This is a genomic window from Caenimonas sedimenti (assembly GCF_007833165.1).
Taxonomy (GTDB): Bacteria; Pseudomonadota; Gammaproteobacteria; order Burkholderiales; family Burkholderiaceae_C; genus Ramlibacter; species Ramlibacter sedimenti.
On record NZ_VOBQ01000004.1, the window covers coordinates 332,752 to 345,289 of the forward strand.

General features: G+C 59.5%; 11 protein-coding genes. 2 read left to right on the forward strand and 9 right to left on the reverse strand.

Annotation, left to right across the window (positions count from 1 at the left end):
- The 7 genes from rfbH to FN976_RS06275 all read right to left on the reverse strand — a co-directional run bounded on the left by rfbH (window position 1) and on the right by FN976_RS06275 (window position 6,850).
- Window positions 1–1,344 (reverse strand): lipopolysaccharide biosynthesis protein RfbH, encoded by a 1,344-nt coding sequence (gene rfbH, locus FN976_RS06245; protein WP_145892082.1) that lies wholly within the window; start codon window positions 1,342–1,344, stop codon window positions 1–3.
- 10 nt (window positions 1,345–1,354) lie between these two features.
- Window positions 1,355–2,431, reverse strand: coding sequence for a CDP-glucose 4,6-dehydratase (rfbG, locus tag FN976_RS06250; RefSeq protein WP_145892084.1), 1,077 nt, complete (start codon window positions 2,429–2,431; stop codon window positions 1,355–1,357).
- Window positions 2,422–3,195: a glucose-1-phosphate cytidylyltransferase gene (gene rfbF / locus FN976_RS06255; protein WP_145892086.1), complete on the reverse strand. Its 774-nt coding sequence runs from the start codon at window positions 3,193–3,195 to the stop codon at window positions 2,422–2,424. The genes rfbG and rfbF overlap by 10 nt, the downstream gene beginning before the upstream one ends.
- A gap of 14 nt (window positions 3,196–3,209) precedes the next feature.
- Entirely contained in the window at window positions 3,210–4,205 is a 996-nt protein-coding gene (locus FN976_RS06260; RefSeq protein WP_145892088.1) for an FAD-binding oxidoreductase, read from the reverse strand.
- Window positions 4,206–4,344: 139 nt separating this feature from the next.
- Window positions 4,345–5,298, reverse strand: coding sequence for a glycosyltransferase family 2 protein (locus tag FN976_RS06265; RefSeq protein WP_255440208.1), 954 nt, complete (start codon window positions 5,296–5,298; stop codon window positions 4,345–4,347).
- Between the two features lie 26 nt (window positions 5,299–5,324).
- Window positions 5,325–5,981: an LbetaH domain-containing protein gene (locus FN976_RS29755; protein ID WP_145892091.1), complete on the reverse strand. Its 657-nt coding sequence runs from the start codon at window positions 5,979–5,981 to the stop codon at window positions 5,325–5,327.
- 125 nt (window positions 5,982–6,106) lie between these two features.
- The gene (locus tag FN976_RS06275; protein ID WP_255440168.1) at window positions 6,107–6,850 is read right to left on the reverse strand and encodes a sugar transferase; all 744 of its coding nucleotides are present in this window, start codon (window positions 6,848–6,850) and stop codon (window positions 6,107–6,109) included.
- Window positions 6,851–6,982: 132 nt separating this feature from the next.
- Between FN976_RS06275 and FN976_RS06280 the strand changes: the two genes are divergently transcribed.
- On the forward strand, window positions 6,983–8,419 hold the full coding sequence (locus FN976_RS06280; protein ID WP_145892093.1) for a mannose-1-phosphate guanylyltransferase/mannose-6-phosphate isomerase: 1,437 nt from the start codon (window positions 6,983–6,985) through the stop codon (window positions 8,417–8,419).
- Here the strand turns inward: FN976_RS06280 and FN976_RS06285 are convergent.
- Entirely contained in the window at window positions 8,404–9,648 is a 1,245-nt protein-coding gene (locus FN976_RS06285) for a glycosyltransferase WbuB (RefSeq protein ID WP_145892095.1), read from the reverse strand. The two genes, FN976_RS06280 and FN976_RS06285, sit on opposite strands and share 16 nt — an antisense overlap.
- Before the next feature lie 180 nt (window positions 9,649–9,828).
- On the opposite strand from FN976_RS06285, the gene FN976_RS06290 reads away from it, so the two are divergent.
- A complete protein-coding gene (locus FN976_RS06290) occupies window positions 9,829–10,752 on the forward strand; it encodes a S1C family serine protease (protein WP_255440170.1) in 924 nt (307 codons plus the stop codon).
- 387 nt (window positions 10,753–11,139) lie between these two features.
- On the opposite strand, the gene FN976_RS06295 is transcribed toward FN976_RS06290, so the two are convergent.
- Entirely contained in the window at window positions 11,140–12,528 is a 1,389-nt protein-coding gene (locus tag FN976_RS06295; protein ID WP_145892099.1) for a UDP-glucose dehydrogenase family protein, read from the reverse strand.
- Window positions 12,529–12,538 lie beyond the last annotated feature (10 nt).

Genomic DNA, 12,538 nt, shown 5'->3' on the forward strand with positions numbered 1-12,538 from the left:
TCAGAACGTGAGTCCGAAGAATTCTTCCAAGCGCACCGCGACGTACTCGAGGTGATCGCGACTCAAACCGGGATATACACCCAACCAAAACGTCTGATTCATCACAGTGTCAGTGTTGGTCAATTCGCCGCTGATTCGGTAGTTACGCCCTAGCATGTAGGGCTGGCGTGTGAGATTCCCGGCAAACAACAGGCGCGTACCAACCCGATTCTGGTCAAGGTATGTGAGGAGATCCACCCGCTTTACTCCACTCGTCTCCTTTAGAACTGCCGGAAACCCGAACCAGCTCGGGTTGGATTTCGGCGTGGCCTCAGGCAGGTGAAGAAACTCCTCACAGGTTCGGAGTCGCCCCTTCAAGAACGCGAAATTCTCGCGGCGGATACGAATGAAATCCTCCACCCGATCCATTTGAGCCAATGCGCAAGCGGCCTGCATATCCGTAATTTTGAGGTTGTAGCCAAGGTGACTGTATGTGTACTTGTGGTCATAGCCTTCCGGCAAGTCACCTAGCTTCCAACAGAAGCGCTTGTTGCAAGTATTGTCCTTGCCAGGCGGGCAGTAACAGTCTCGCCCCCAATCGCGGAACGATTCCGCAATCACCTTCAATTCGGCGTTGTTCGTGAACACTGCGCCGCCCTCGCCCATAGTGATGTGATGCGCGGGGTAAAAGCTGAGCGTGCCGATATCGCCAAAGGTCCCTACCGAACGGCCGTCATAAGTGGCGCCAAGTGCATCACAGCAATCCTCGACCAGCCACAGCCCGTACTTTCTGCAAAGCGCGGTGACGACATCCAAGTTGAAGGGATTTCCAAGGCTGTGAGCCAGCATGATGGCTTTCGTCCTCGGACTGATCGCAGCTTCGATCTTGTCGGCATCGATGTTGTGCGTGGCGAGATCGACATCGACGAATACCGGCACGGCGCCGAACTGCAAGATCGGGTTCACCGTCGTCGGGAACCCTGCTGCGACTCCGATTACCTCATCTCCGGGTCGTATGGCTCGCTCGCCGAGCTTGGGCGAAGTCAGCGTCGAAAAAGCGACTAGATTTGCGGAGGACCCCGAGTTAACCGTGATTGCGTGCTTGACGCCAATGAACGCCGCGAGCCGCTCTTCGAATTCGGCGTTGAATCGACCGGTTGTGAGCCAACCATCCAGGCTAGCCTCGACCATCAATTGGAGTTCTCGCGCCCCAATGACCTTTCCGGAGACGGGCACAGGCGACTCTCCGGGAACGAACGGGCGCGGCGCATGAACCAATTCGGCGTACTGGTTCACGAGCCGGGAAATCTCCGTTCGGATAGCTTCCGGGTTCTTTTGACTGAAATAAATGGGAGTGACGCTCATGGTTGTTGATTCAATTCTGCAAAGACGTTGAATAGCGCGCGATCTGCTGCAAGGTCATCTCGCGCGGGTCGCCGTCGGACAGCCAGTGCCGGTGCCAACTTACGATTTGGTCAAGACTCTCAGGCAGGGTCCACCGCGGGCGCCAAGCTAGTCGTGCCCTGGCCTTTGAAATGTCTAATTTCAGGGAGTTCGCTTCGTGAGGATGAGATCTTCCGTCCAGCGCCCATGACGTCCCTCCTCCCCATGCAGCCACCATCCGATCGACGATCCAGCTGACGGGTTTGGCATCGTCCTCCTTGGGGCCGAAGTTCCACCCTTCCGCGAATTGCGCTCCGTCCTCTGCGCAAAGCCGTGCTGCGAGGCTCATGTAGCCAGAAAGCGGCTCCAAGACATGCTGCCAAGGGCGCGTGGCCTGGGGACTGCGGACGATGACAGTTTGGCTCTTCTCAAACGCACGCAGGATGTCCGGGATAAGACGGTCAGCCGCCCAATCGCCACCGCCAATGACATTGCCTGCACGCGCAGAGGCAACCAGGATCCCAGCATCTGCCAAAAAAGACTTCCGGTACGCACTCGTCACGAGTTCTGCACATCCTTTACTGCTGCTATACGGATCATGGCCGCCCATCGGCTCGTCTTCGCGGTAAGGCCAGAGCCATTCCTTGTTCTCGTAGCACTTGTCCGTAGTGACATTCACGACGGCCCTCACTCCGCTGGACGCTCGAACGGCTTCCAGCAAATTGACCGTTCCCATGACGTTCGTCTCATAGGTCAATGCTGGCTGTTCGTAGGAGAGCCGCACCAACGGCTGCGCGGCCATATGGATCACGACCTCCGGCCGGAAGGCGCGAAGCACAGCGAGGACTTTCTGCGCGTCACGGACATCGCCAACCACGCTCTGCATTCCTTCGGCTACCTTCGCCTCTTGGAACAAGTTGGGAGTCGTCGGCGGTTCGAGCGCAAATCCCAGCACTTCCGCGCCCAATTGCTGCAGCCAAAGACTCAACCAGCTACCTTTGAATCCAGTATGACCAGTGAGGAACACGCGGCGCCCACGCCAAAATCCGGCGTCCATGCTCAGTTCCATTTTTTCCACGGCGCTCGCCCGCTCGCCCACAACTCCTCCAACAGATGCTTGTCGCGCAGAGTATCCATTGGTTGCCAAAAACCGTCATGTCTGAACCCCATCAGCTCGCCACTTTCTGCAAGCTGGTTGAGCGGCTCCTGCTCCCAAACAGTCTTGTCGCTCTTGATGTATGTCAACACCTGCGGGTTGAGAACGAAGAAGCCTCCGTTGACCAAAGCACCGTCGCCTCTCGGCTTCTCCTTGAAATTGATCACCCGCCCATCTTGAATGTCGATCGCGCCGAAACGGCCCGGAGGATAGGTCGCGGTCATCGTAGCCACCTTGCCATGCTCCCTATGAAAAGCGATGGAGCCGGTGATGTCGATGTCGCCTACCCCGTCTCCATACGTGAAACAGAACGCTTCGTCGTCCTTGACGTACTTGGCCACGCGAAGCAAGCGCCCCCCAGTCATCGACTCATCGCCCGTGTCAACCAGCGTGACATTCCACGGTTCAGCCCGCTTTTGGTGCACCTCCATTCGGTTCGACCGCATGTCGAACGTCACGTCGGACATGTGCAAGAAATAGTTGGCAAAGTATTCCTTGATCACATAGCCCTTGTACCCGCAGCAAATGACGAAATCATTGATGCCGTGATGCGAGTACATCTTCAGAATGTGCCAGAGGATGGGTCGGCCGCCGATCTCCACCATGGGCTTCGGGCGTGTGGCAGTTTCCTCGCTGAGCCGGGTGCCTAGACCCCCAGCCAAGATGACGGCTTTCATGTCGGTTTCCTAATTTAGTTCGAGCTGACAAAGGCATCGGAATGGAACTGGCGAGGATGTAACCCGTGCTCGACGAGCTTGGCGCGGGCGGCATGGATCATTGCATCAGAGCCGCACGCAAACACAGTTGCATCTGCAAGGGGAATCCGGTCGTCTAGGACGGCCTGTTGCACGTACCCATTGCGATGACCGCCGCCACACGCCGGCGCTCGCGAAAGCACTTTCGTGTAGCGAACGGGCATGCCCGCAGGGACAGGGTCGAAGTAGTGGTCCGCAGGCGTGCGCCCACCCCAATATACGTGGAGGATATGGGTGGTGTCCGCCTGAGCCAGCGCTTCGAGCATGGCTTTCACCGGTGCGATGCCGGTGCCCGTCGCCAAAAACACCAGATTCCTTTTGGCGTCGCTGCGCAAGCTGAAGGTGCCAAGCGGGCCATGAATTCGAAGCAAGTCATTGACGTTCGCGTGCTCAAACCAATAGGCGCTAAAAGCGCCACCTTCGACGCGTCGGATGTGCAAGCAGAGACGCCCATCCGACCGTGGCGCGTTCGCGATCGAGTAACTTCTGCGAAGCCCGCCCGGCCCGATAACATCCAGATATTGCCCAGGCATGTATCGGATCACCGACCCCGGCGGAAAACGCAGACGCACGCTCATCACATCGTCCGCAAACCGGTCTAAACCCTCAATGCGCGCTGGCATTGTTTTCGGCGTGAAATCGGCAAGCTCACCTAAATCTGTGCCATCCAGCACTAAGTCGCCGGCCGCAACCCGACAGCACGTAAGAATGTAACCTGCCTCACGTTCCGCATCGGTCAGACTCACTTCATCTCGCCTGACGGCCGTCTCACCTCTCACAAGCAAGGTCTTGCAAACGCCACAGCGACCAGTACGACAACTGTGTTCAAGCGCCAATCCTGCCGTACGAGCTTCCTCAAGCAATACCATCTGGCCAGATGCAGCAAATTGCTTTCCATCGGCGAGCGTCACCGTCCAAGAGTCCGCCGTCATCTTTCTCTCTGTTGGTTGCCCGACGAATTAATGCAACACCCAAGGTGCCGCGTCACTGTCTCAACTAAAGTTGGAACCATGCGGCCTACGCGCATCACCGACGTCTTCGGCAAAGTCTTGTCGCGAGCTACCATCGGCGTCAGCTTTGGACCTTTTTAATCTTGTATTTACCGCGTCTGAAGTACACCCAGCCGGCGACGGAGGGGGGCACAAGATACTGCAGCATCCGTATCAACGCCCGACGCCTCAGCGACTGGTAACTTGCAGCGTGAGCCCAAAATGGATCGGCAACGCGATACCCGTATGCTTTCGCCACAATACAGTCAATCCCAATGCGAATCACAGACACTTCCGTCGTTCGCCAAGTCGCGACGGCATCCGTCGTTCTGCCGCCAGCCTCAAGCGCCAACAACAGTGATGGCATGCTGACAAGCCAGTACCGCGGCCAATCGTTCTTCCAAATTTGCACTCCTCGTCTTTGAACAAGAAGCGGCATTCCAATGAAAACGCAGGTCCTGTCAAGCAATCCCCCATACACCCGCGCAAGAAATTTATAGCCGTCGAATTCTTTCCTGTAAAACTCTTCGCCATCTCGCCAGACTGTTCTAGAAAATATTAGAGCACTGACGAATCCCGGGTGGTGGGTAAACCGACGGATGAATTCCGGGGCAGAGAGTGTCCGATCTACCATCCCCCATCCGTCGTGCGCGAGTTCGCCGAAATTTGAAAGATCTTCATCACCAATTAGCCTGTTGAAATAGGCCATCCCCGGCGAGCCACCACGTATTATGGCGAGGGCCTTCTCGATGAACCCGGGGAAGGGCACATCATCGTCGCCGAAGATGTTGATGTACTCACCCGTACTTTGGTCGATACAGCGCAGGAAGCTGTCGTCCAATGATAGTCGGTCGCCATTGGTTATAACCCGTGCAAATTCCGGCAGCCCCGCTGACGACAGAAATTCACGAGTCCCATCGACCGAGGCATTGTCAATCACTAGTAATTCGACTTGATCGAGGTGAGGCCGGATCTGACCTGCCAATGCCGACAAAGTATGACGGAGAAGCTCGCATCTTCCGATCGTGGGGACCACGACGCTCAACAACGGCCGATTCAAGGTCAAACCATCATCTCCCGAGCCCTCAGGACACGAGCTGGATTGCCAGCAACGACAGTCCACGCGGGTACGTTGCGAGTTACGACAGAGCAAGCGCCAACGACCACGCCTTGCTCAATCGTCACTCCCGGTAGAACAGTAGACTTCGCTGCGATCCAAACCTGGTCCTTAATAACTATAGGGATACAAGTGAGATCTAGAACGGGGGACTGGAAGTCATGCGTGGCCGCGCACAGATAGGAATACTGTGAAACGACTGTCATTGAACCAATCTCAACCGAAGCCAAATTATAAATTTCGACACCCCAAGCTATGGCGGAAAAATCACCTACACGGAGATTCCATGGACACCAGACGCGTACGCCCCCATGAACCAAGACGCGACTACCAATCTTTGCGCCAAAAATTCTAAGCAATAGAACGCGAATAACGGAAAAATGCTTACCTAGGGGCAGACGGAGTAACCACGAAAACGGTTCCCATGCAGCTCGCATTGCCTTCACGCGCAAGGGCCACCCGCTCTTGGTGCGAAGCAGATCGACTTTCAAAGATCCTCTAACTTTCGAAGCAAGTTCAACTGCCCATAGCTCAGTGGTCTGCACCAAGAATGAACTAGATGAGCCAAAATGGGGGGTTTCGACCTGCCGTTCACCGAACATCTCTTGGCTCTTGGCAGCAGACTCGTTAGGCTGCACCTCAACGCCCGAACCATCGCAACTAGGGGGCTCCAGATATGCGCCTTGGCGCTCATCCTGGGTACGCGGCCGATCGAACTAGCTTGAGGCTAGTGCGCTCCGTGACCCGTGAGCACGACTTTCACAGTCTTCAGCAGAATGCAGAGGTCCAACCACAACGACCATTCCTGCACATAGCGCACGTCCATTCGCACCCGTTCCGCATACGTTAGCGTGTTGCGCCCACTCACCTGCCAGAGCCCAGTGATTCCCGGTCGCATGGTGCAATATGTTGTCCAATGCTCCCCATAGTACTTGTCTTGGTCCGCCATGCACGGCCGCGGCCCTACCAAACTCATGTCACCGAGCAGCACATTCCAAAATTGGGGCAATTCATCCAGACTGGTCCGGCGGATAAAACTCCCAAATCGGGTGATTCGCGGATCCCTTTCCAGCTTCTGGTGCGTCTCCCACTTGGCCCTGGCAGCGCTGTCACTGTCCAAAAAGCTGTTCAGCACCTCATCGCCATCCATCACCATGGAGCGGAATTTGATGAAGGCAAAGCGCCGCCCGCCAATGCCCACTCGATACTGCCAATAATGCACGGGCCCCGGCGAACTGAGCTTCACGCCCAGAGCCACAAGAAGATACAGCGGCATTCCAAGCACGAGGAACAGCGCTGCACCAGTGATATCCAACAGGCGCTTCAAGACCCTGCCCACACCTGAAGCACCAATAGATCGGACATGCACGTCCCTGGCGATTGCCTGCGGCGGCGTCTCGATCAGCCGGTCGTCTGAGTCAACCCTATACATTGTCAATCCCTGAATGCCCTTGCGAGTTGCAAAATCCATGCTACGGTTAGCAACATTCTGAAGCATCTTAGCTTAGCTGCGACGGCGGTCTATCCCCCATCAGGCGTACAGAAATGATGCGGTGCACACTAATTCACATCCCCTGCAGCTTTCATACCCGAATCTATCAGCATGAGCCTTCTGCCCCCCCTCCCGTTTCACCCGGTGGTGCTGTCCGGAGGCACAGGTTCGCGCCTGTGGCCACTGTCTCGGATGGCGTATCCCAAGCAGTTGTTGGCCTTGGCTGGCGAGCCCACGATGCTACAGGCAACTCTTGCCCGGGCCAGTGGATTGACTTCGGCGAAAGCGCCTCTGCTGGTGTGCAACAGTGAGCATCGGTTTCTGATCCGCGACCAATGGGCGGCGCTGGGAGTCGATCCAATGGCGGCTTACCTTGAGCCAGTGGGCCGAAACACGGCTCCCGCCATCGCCTTGGCAGCCTTGCATTTGGCAGCGAGCGATCCGCAGGCGCTGATGTTGATCTTGCCGGCAGACCATGTGATCGACGATGTTTCCGCGTTCGGCGCCGCTGTGGCGCGGGCGTTGCGGGCAGCTCAAGCGGGATACCTGGTTACTTTCGGGATCTCGCCTTCGTCGCCCGAAACAGGGTATGGCTACATCCAGGTGGGGGGGCCTTTGGGGGAGGAGGAGGGCGTCAACGCCGTCGCCTCCTTCGTCGAAAAGCCCGACGCCGCCCGCGCTGCGCAATACTTGGCGCAGGGCAACTACGTCTGGAACAGCGGCATCTTTGTCTTCCAGGCTGGCCGCTACTTGGAAGAGCTGGGCGCCCACCGGCCTGACATCCTGGCCGCCGTTCGCAAGGCTTGGGATGCACGCACGGAAGACCTGGGCTTTGTCCGCCCGGGCAAGGCCGAGTTCGAGGCCTGCCCTTCTGAATCCATCGACTACGCGGTGATGCAGTCAAGCCGCAAGGCGGCGGTGGTGCCAGCTTCGTTTGGCTGGAGCGATGTGGGCTCTTGGGATGCGCTGTGGGAGATCGGCAAGAAGGACGCGCAGGGCAATGTGACGCAGGGAGACATCCATCTCCACGATACGCGCAACAGCTATGTTCGCTCGCAGGGTCGCATGGTCGCAGTGGTCGGCATGGACGATGTGGTCGTGGTTGAGACAGCCGACGCGGTGTTGGTGATGCCCCGCAGTAAGGCACAGGACGTGAAGCACATTGTGGCCAAGCTTCAGAAGGAGGGCCGGCGCGAACACCTGGAGCACCTGCGCGTGCACCGGCCGTGGGGATGGTACGAGGGCGTGGACCAGGGTGAGCGCTTCCAGGTCAAGCGCATCATGGTCCAACCTGGGGCGCGCCTTTCACTGCAGATGCACCATCACAGAGCGGAGCACTGGATTGTGGTGAGCGGCACAGCCAAGGTCACCATTAATGGCGACGAGCAATTGCTCACCGAGAACCAGAGCACCTACATCCCTCTAGGGCGGACGCACCGGCTGGAAAATCCTGGCAGGTTGCCGCTGCACCTGATCGAGGTGCAATCGGGCTCCTACTTGGGGGAAGACGACATCGTGCGCTTTCAGGACGACTACAAACGCGATTGAGGGCGCCCCAGCCCCAGAAAATCCGATTCCAGTTTCGCCAGCACCGCGTCTTTGCTCATCTGTTGTTCGGCAAAAGCGCGGCCGGCGGCGCCCTGCCGTGCCAGCGCCCCCGGGTCGCGCAGCATGTCCTCCAAAGCAGTGATCATCGCGTCCGCGTCCTCGGCTGGCACCACCTTGCCGCAGCCGGCACGCTCATCGACAACCTGCGCCAATTCAGTTCCATGCGCCGCGGTGACCAGAACCGGGCGCCCGCTGGCCAGCATGCCGGTCAACTTCGAGGGCAACACCAAGTCGGCCGCGTCGGCGCGTTGAGGTAGCAGGTGGATGGTGGCCAGCCCAAGCAGCTCGCCCAACCGTTCAACGGGCTGGAGGGGAAGAAAGTCGACATTGGCCAAGCCCGCGCACAGCGCCTGCAGACCAGCTTTGCCCGCGCCGTCTCCGCAGAAGACGAAACGCAGTGGGCTGTGGCCTTGCATCCTGCGGGCCGTCTCAGCAAGAACCTCTAAGCCCTGTTTGGCACCCATGTTGCCGGAGTAAAGGGCGACCGGCACCTCAGGTGCCAATCCCAGCACGCGGCGAAAGTCGCTGTCACGGGTCAAGGGGCGAATGCTCGCCACGTCGACCCAATTGGCGAAGAGCAACACCCGCTCTGCCGGCACCCCTTTGCTTTGCGCCAGCTCCGTCATGCGCCCCGAGATGGACGAAACGCGGTCGAAACGCTTCATCAAGCCGCCCTCGATCGCTCGCACGATGCGCTCCAAGCGCTTCCCACGCAACAGGCCGAGGGCAAATGCGGCATCCACTTCATAGTCTTGCACATGCAGCCACGCTTTGCCGCCCGTCAGTCGGGCCAGCAAGAGTGCCCCGGGTGCGCAGAGCAGCGGCGGCTCGACCACCATGGTCACATCGGGCTTCCACCGCAACTGCGCCAGCAAGGCGGGCAGGCTGCTCAGTGCAAAGCTCGCCAGGTGAACGAGGCGCTTCAGTCCCGAAAGCTTGGCTGGCACCCAAAGAGGGCAGCGCCAGACATCCACGCCGTTCACGCGCTCCCGGCTCCACTTCCTGCCCGAATACCCCGCCCCTATTTTCCACGCGGGGTAATACGGCGGAGCGGTAAGGACGCGCACGTGATGGCCGCGGGCCGCGAGCCATTCGGCCATTTCACCGGTGTACTTGCCGACGCCAGTGAGCTCGGGCGCGTAGTTGATGCCGTAGAGGAGGATCTTCAATTGTTCAAGTCAGGCTTGCGGGGGCGTCCGCTTTGGCGCATCCTAACGTCTCGCGTCAAGGGGCCCGCCATGCGCTTCGTACATTCTTTCCGCTTGCTGCTTGCAGCAACATTGGCCGCGTGCCAGCTTCTATGGCCCGGCGTCGCCGCGGCGGCGACTCCCGAGCCTGCGTACCAAGGGATGATTGATTCGCTCACCAAGGCGAATGCCGCCGTCGTCGGTGTGCAGGTGACGGCTGCCGATGGCGCGCGCTCCGCGGAAACTCTCGGCAAGCAGCGCAGTGGCTCGGGGGTGGTGATCGGTCAAGACGGGCTGGTTCTCACCATCGGCTACCTGATGCTGGAGGCGGACACGATCCAGATCGTGACGCAAGACGACAAGACCGTGCCCGCACGGGCCGTCGCCTATGACCTGGCCACCGGCTTCGGCTTGATCCGGCCTTTGCTGCCCTTGCGTGGCATCTCTCCGGTGGCGCTGGGCACAACCAGCCAGGCAAAGACCGGCGAGCCCATGATGGCCGCCATCGGTGGCGAAGACGCGGATGTGTCGATGACCCAGTTGGTCAGCAAGCGCCCCTTCTCGGGTTATTGGGAATACCACATCGAGAGTGCGCTCTTCACGAGCCCGCCCATCCGCAACCACAGCGGCGCGCCCCTGTTCAACCAGCGTGGCGAACTCATGGGCATCGGCAGCCTGTTCGTCGGCGACGCGCTGGGCGACAACCGGCGCTTGCCAGGCAACATGTTCGTGCCGGTGGATCTGCTCAAGCCGATCCTGGCGGAAATGCAGCAGACCGGCACCACCAAGGTGAGCCGCCGCCCCTGGCTGGGCCTGAGCTCCACGGAACAAGGCGGCCGTGTGCAGATCGTGCGCGTCAACCAGGACAGCCCGGCGCAGACGGCCGGCCTGAAGCCTGGTGATTTCGTGCTTGCCGTGGACGGGGAAAAGATCAGCACCCTCGAGGGCTTCTACAAGAAGCTCTGGTCCCACGCAGACCCCACCGACGAGATCGAGCTCACCGTCTTGCAAGGCGCGGAAATCCGCAAGTTGACCATCAAGGCCGTGGATCGCATGGAGACCATGCGCAAGCCTGCCGGGATTTAGTTGAAAGCTCTGGATTCCCGCCTCCGCGGGAATGACGGGGGCTCCTTACAGGTCCATCCTCGACAAGATGTAGATCGTGACCGCACAGGTCGCCAGGGCTCCCGCCGTCCAATACAGCACGTCTTTCCAGCCGTGGACGGCCTTGTGCCGGGGCCGGAAAGTGCCAGGGCCACTGGGACTGGGGCTTGTCCACGACTTCCATCGATAGTGCGCTTTGCCGCACTTGCTGCAAACGTACTTCCGCACGGGAACCGGCTTGAGCCACGCGGGCCGGTGCTCCATGCGCCATTGGCTTTTGGGGCACTGACATCGGGGCGCGGGCTTCTCCATCGACAAACATTTTAGGAGCCGCGCACCAAGTTCGGGAACGCTTGCCCGATGGCGTGACTAGGGACTACCCTCTGCCGCGGCCCTGCCAATGCCGTGGTACGCGATGCCCTCGCTCTGCATCAGGTGCGGGTCGTAGAGGTTGCGGCCATCGAAGATGATGGCTTGCTGCATCTCCCGCTTCAGCGCGCCCCAGTTCGGGCTGCGATAGGCTTTCCATTCGGTCACGATCACCAGGGCATCCGCCCCGCGCAGCGCGTCCATGGGCTTGCCGACGATGTCGAACTGCTGGAGCGCGGCGGGTACATCGTGCAAGTCGAGCGCAAGCACCCGGCGCGCCTCCTCGGCTGCGACCGGGTCGTGCGCCACCACGCGTGCCCCGGCGCGCAACAACGCGGCTACCACCACACGTGAGGGCGCGTCCCGCATGTCGTCGGTGTTCGGCTTGAACGCCAGCCCCCAGACGGCAATCGTCCGGCCGCGCAGATCACTGCCGAAGTGCGCGAAGATCCTGTCGACCAGCACACGCTTCTGGTCCCGATTGACGTTTTCCACCGCTCCCAGGATCTTCAATTCACGCCCGTGCTCTTCGGCCGTGCGGATCAGTGCTCGAACATCCTTGGGGAAACAGCTGCCGCCATAGCCCGTGCCGGCATAGAGGAAGCTATAGCCGATGCGCGGATCCGAGCCGATCCCCTGGCGAACCAGTTCGATGTCGACGCCCACATGGTCGGCCAAGTTGGCCAGTTCGTTCATGAAGCTGATGCGCGTGGCCAGCATGGCGTTGGCGGCGTATTTGGTGAACTCCGCGCTGCGGACGTCCATGACGCGAGTGCGCTCATGGTTGCGGTTGAAAGGCGCGTAGAGCTGCCTCAGCATGGCCAGCGCACGCTGGCCGTTTTCGTCTTTGCTGATGCCCACGACGATGCGGTCTGGGCGGCTGAAGTCTTCGACCGCGGCACCTTCCTTTAAGAACTCCGGGTTCGACGCGATGGTGAACCCGGGTGCCTGATCGGCATTGGGGAACCGCACGGCGAGTTCCGCGCGTACGGCCTCCGCGATCTTGTCGCATGTGCCCACCGGCACGGTGGATTTCTCCACAATCACCGTGAAGTGCTTCATCCACCGGCCGATGCTGCGCGCGGCGCTCAGCACGTATTGCAGATCGGCACTGCCATCTTCGTCGGCCGGGGTTCCCACCGCAATGAAGATCAGGTCAGCGTGTTCAATGGCCTGTTGCGTGTCTGACGTGAAGACCAGGCGTCCGGTGTCGACGTTGCGTTCGATGACTTCGCGCAATCCGGTTTCATAAATGGGGACGCCGCCCGCGTTCAGCAGGTCAATCTTCGACTGGTCGATGTCCAGGCACACCACGTGGTTGCCCAGATCGGCGATGCAAGCTCCGCTGACGAGCCCAACGTAGCCCGTCCCAACAATGGTGATATTCATTGATACTGAT

Coding starts and splice junctions, on each gene's coding strand:
- rfbF (WP_145892086.1), bottom strand. CDS start 3,195: ATGAAAGCCGTCATCTTGGCTGGGGGTCTAGGCACCCGGCTCAGCGAG.
- FN976_RS29755 (WP_145892091.1), bottom strand. CDS start 5,981: ATGTTCGGTGAACGGCAGGTCGAAACCCCCCATTTTGGCTCATCTAGT.
- rfbG (WP_145892084.1), bottom strand. CDS start 2,431: ATGGAACTGAGCATGGACGCCGGATTTTGGCGTGGGCGCCGCGTGTTC.
- FN976_RS06275 (WP_255440168.1), bottom strand. CDS start 6,850: ATGGATTTTGCAACTCGCAAGGGCATTCAGGGATTGACAATGTATAGG.
- FN976_RS06295 (WP_145892099.1), bottom strand. CDS start 12,528: ATGAATATCACCATTGTTGGGACGGGCTACGTTGGGCTCGTCAGCGGA.
- FN976_RS06280 (WP_145892093.1), top strand. CDS start 6,983: ATGAGCCTTCTGCCCCCCCTCCCGTTTCACCCGGTGGTGCTGTCCGGA.
- FN976_RS06260 (WP_145892088.1), bottom strand. CDS start 4,205: ATGACGGCGGACTCTTGGACGGTGACGCTCGCCGATGGAAAGCAATTT.
- FN976_RS06290 (WP_255440170.1), top strand. CDS start 9,829: ATGATTGATTCGCTCACCAAGGCGAATGCCGCCGTCGTCGGTGTGCAG.
- rfbH (WP_145892082.1), bottom strand. CDS start 1,344: ATGAGCGTCACTCCCATTTATTTCAGTCAAAAGAACCCGGAAGCTATC.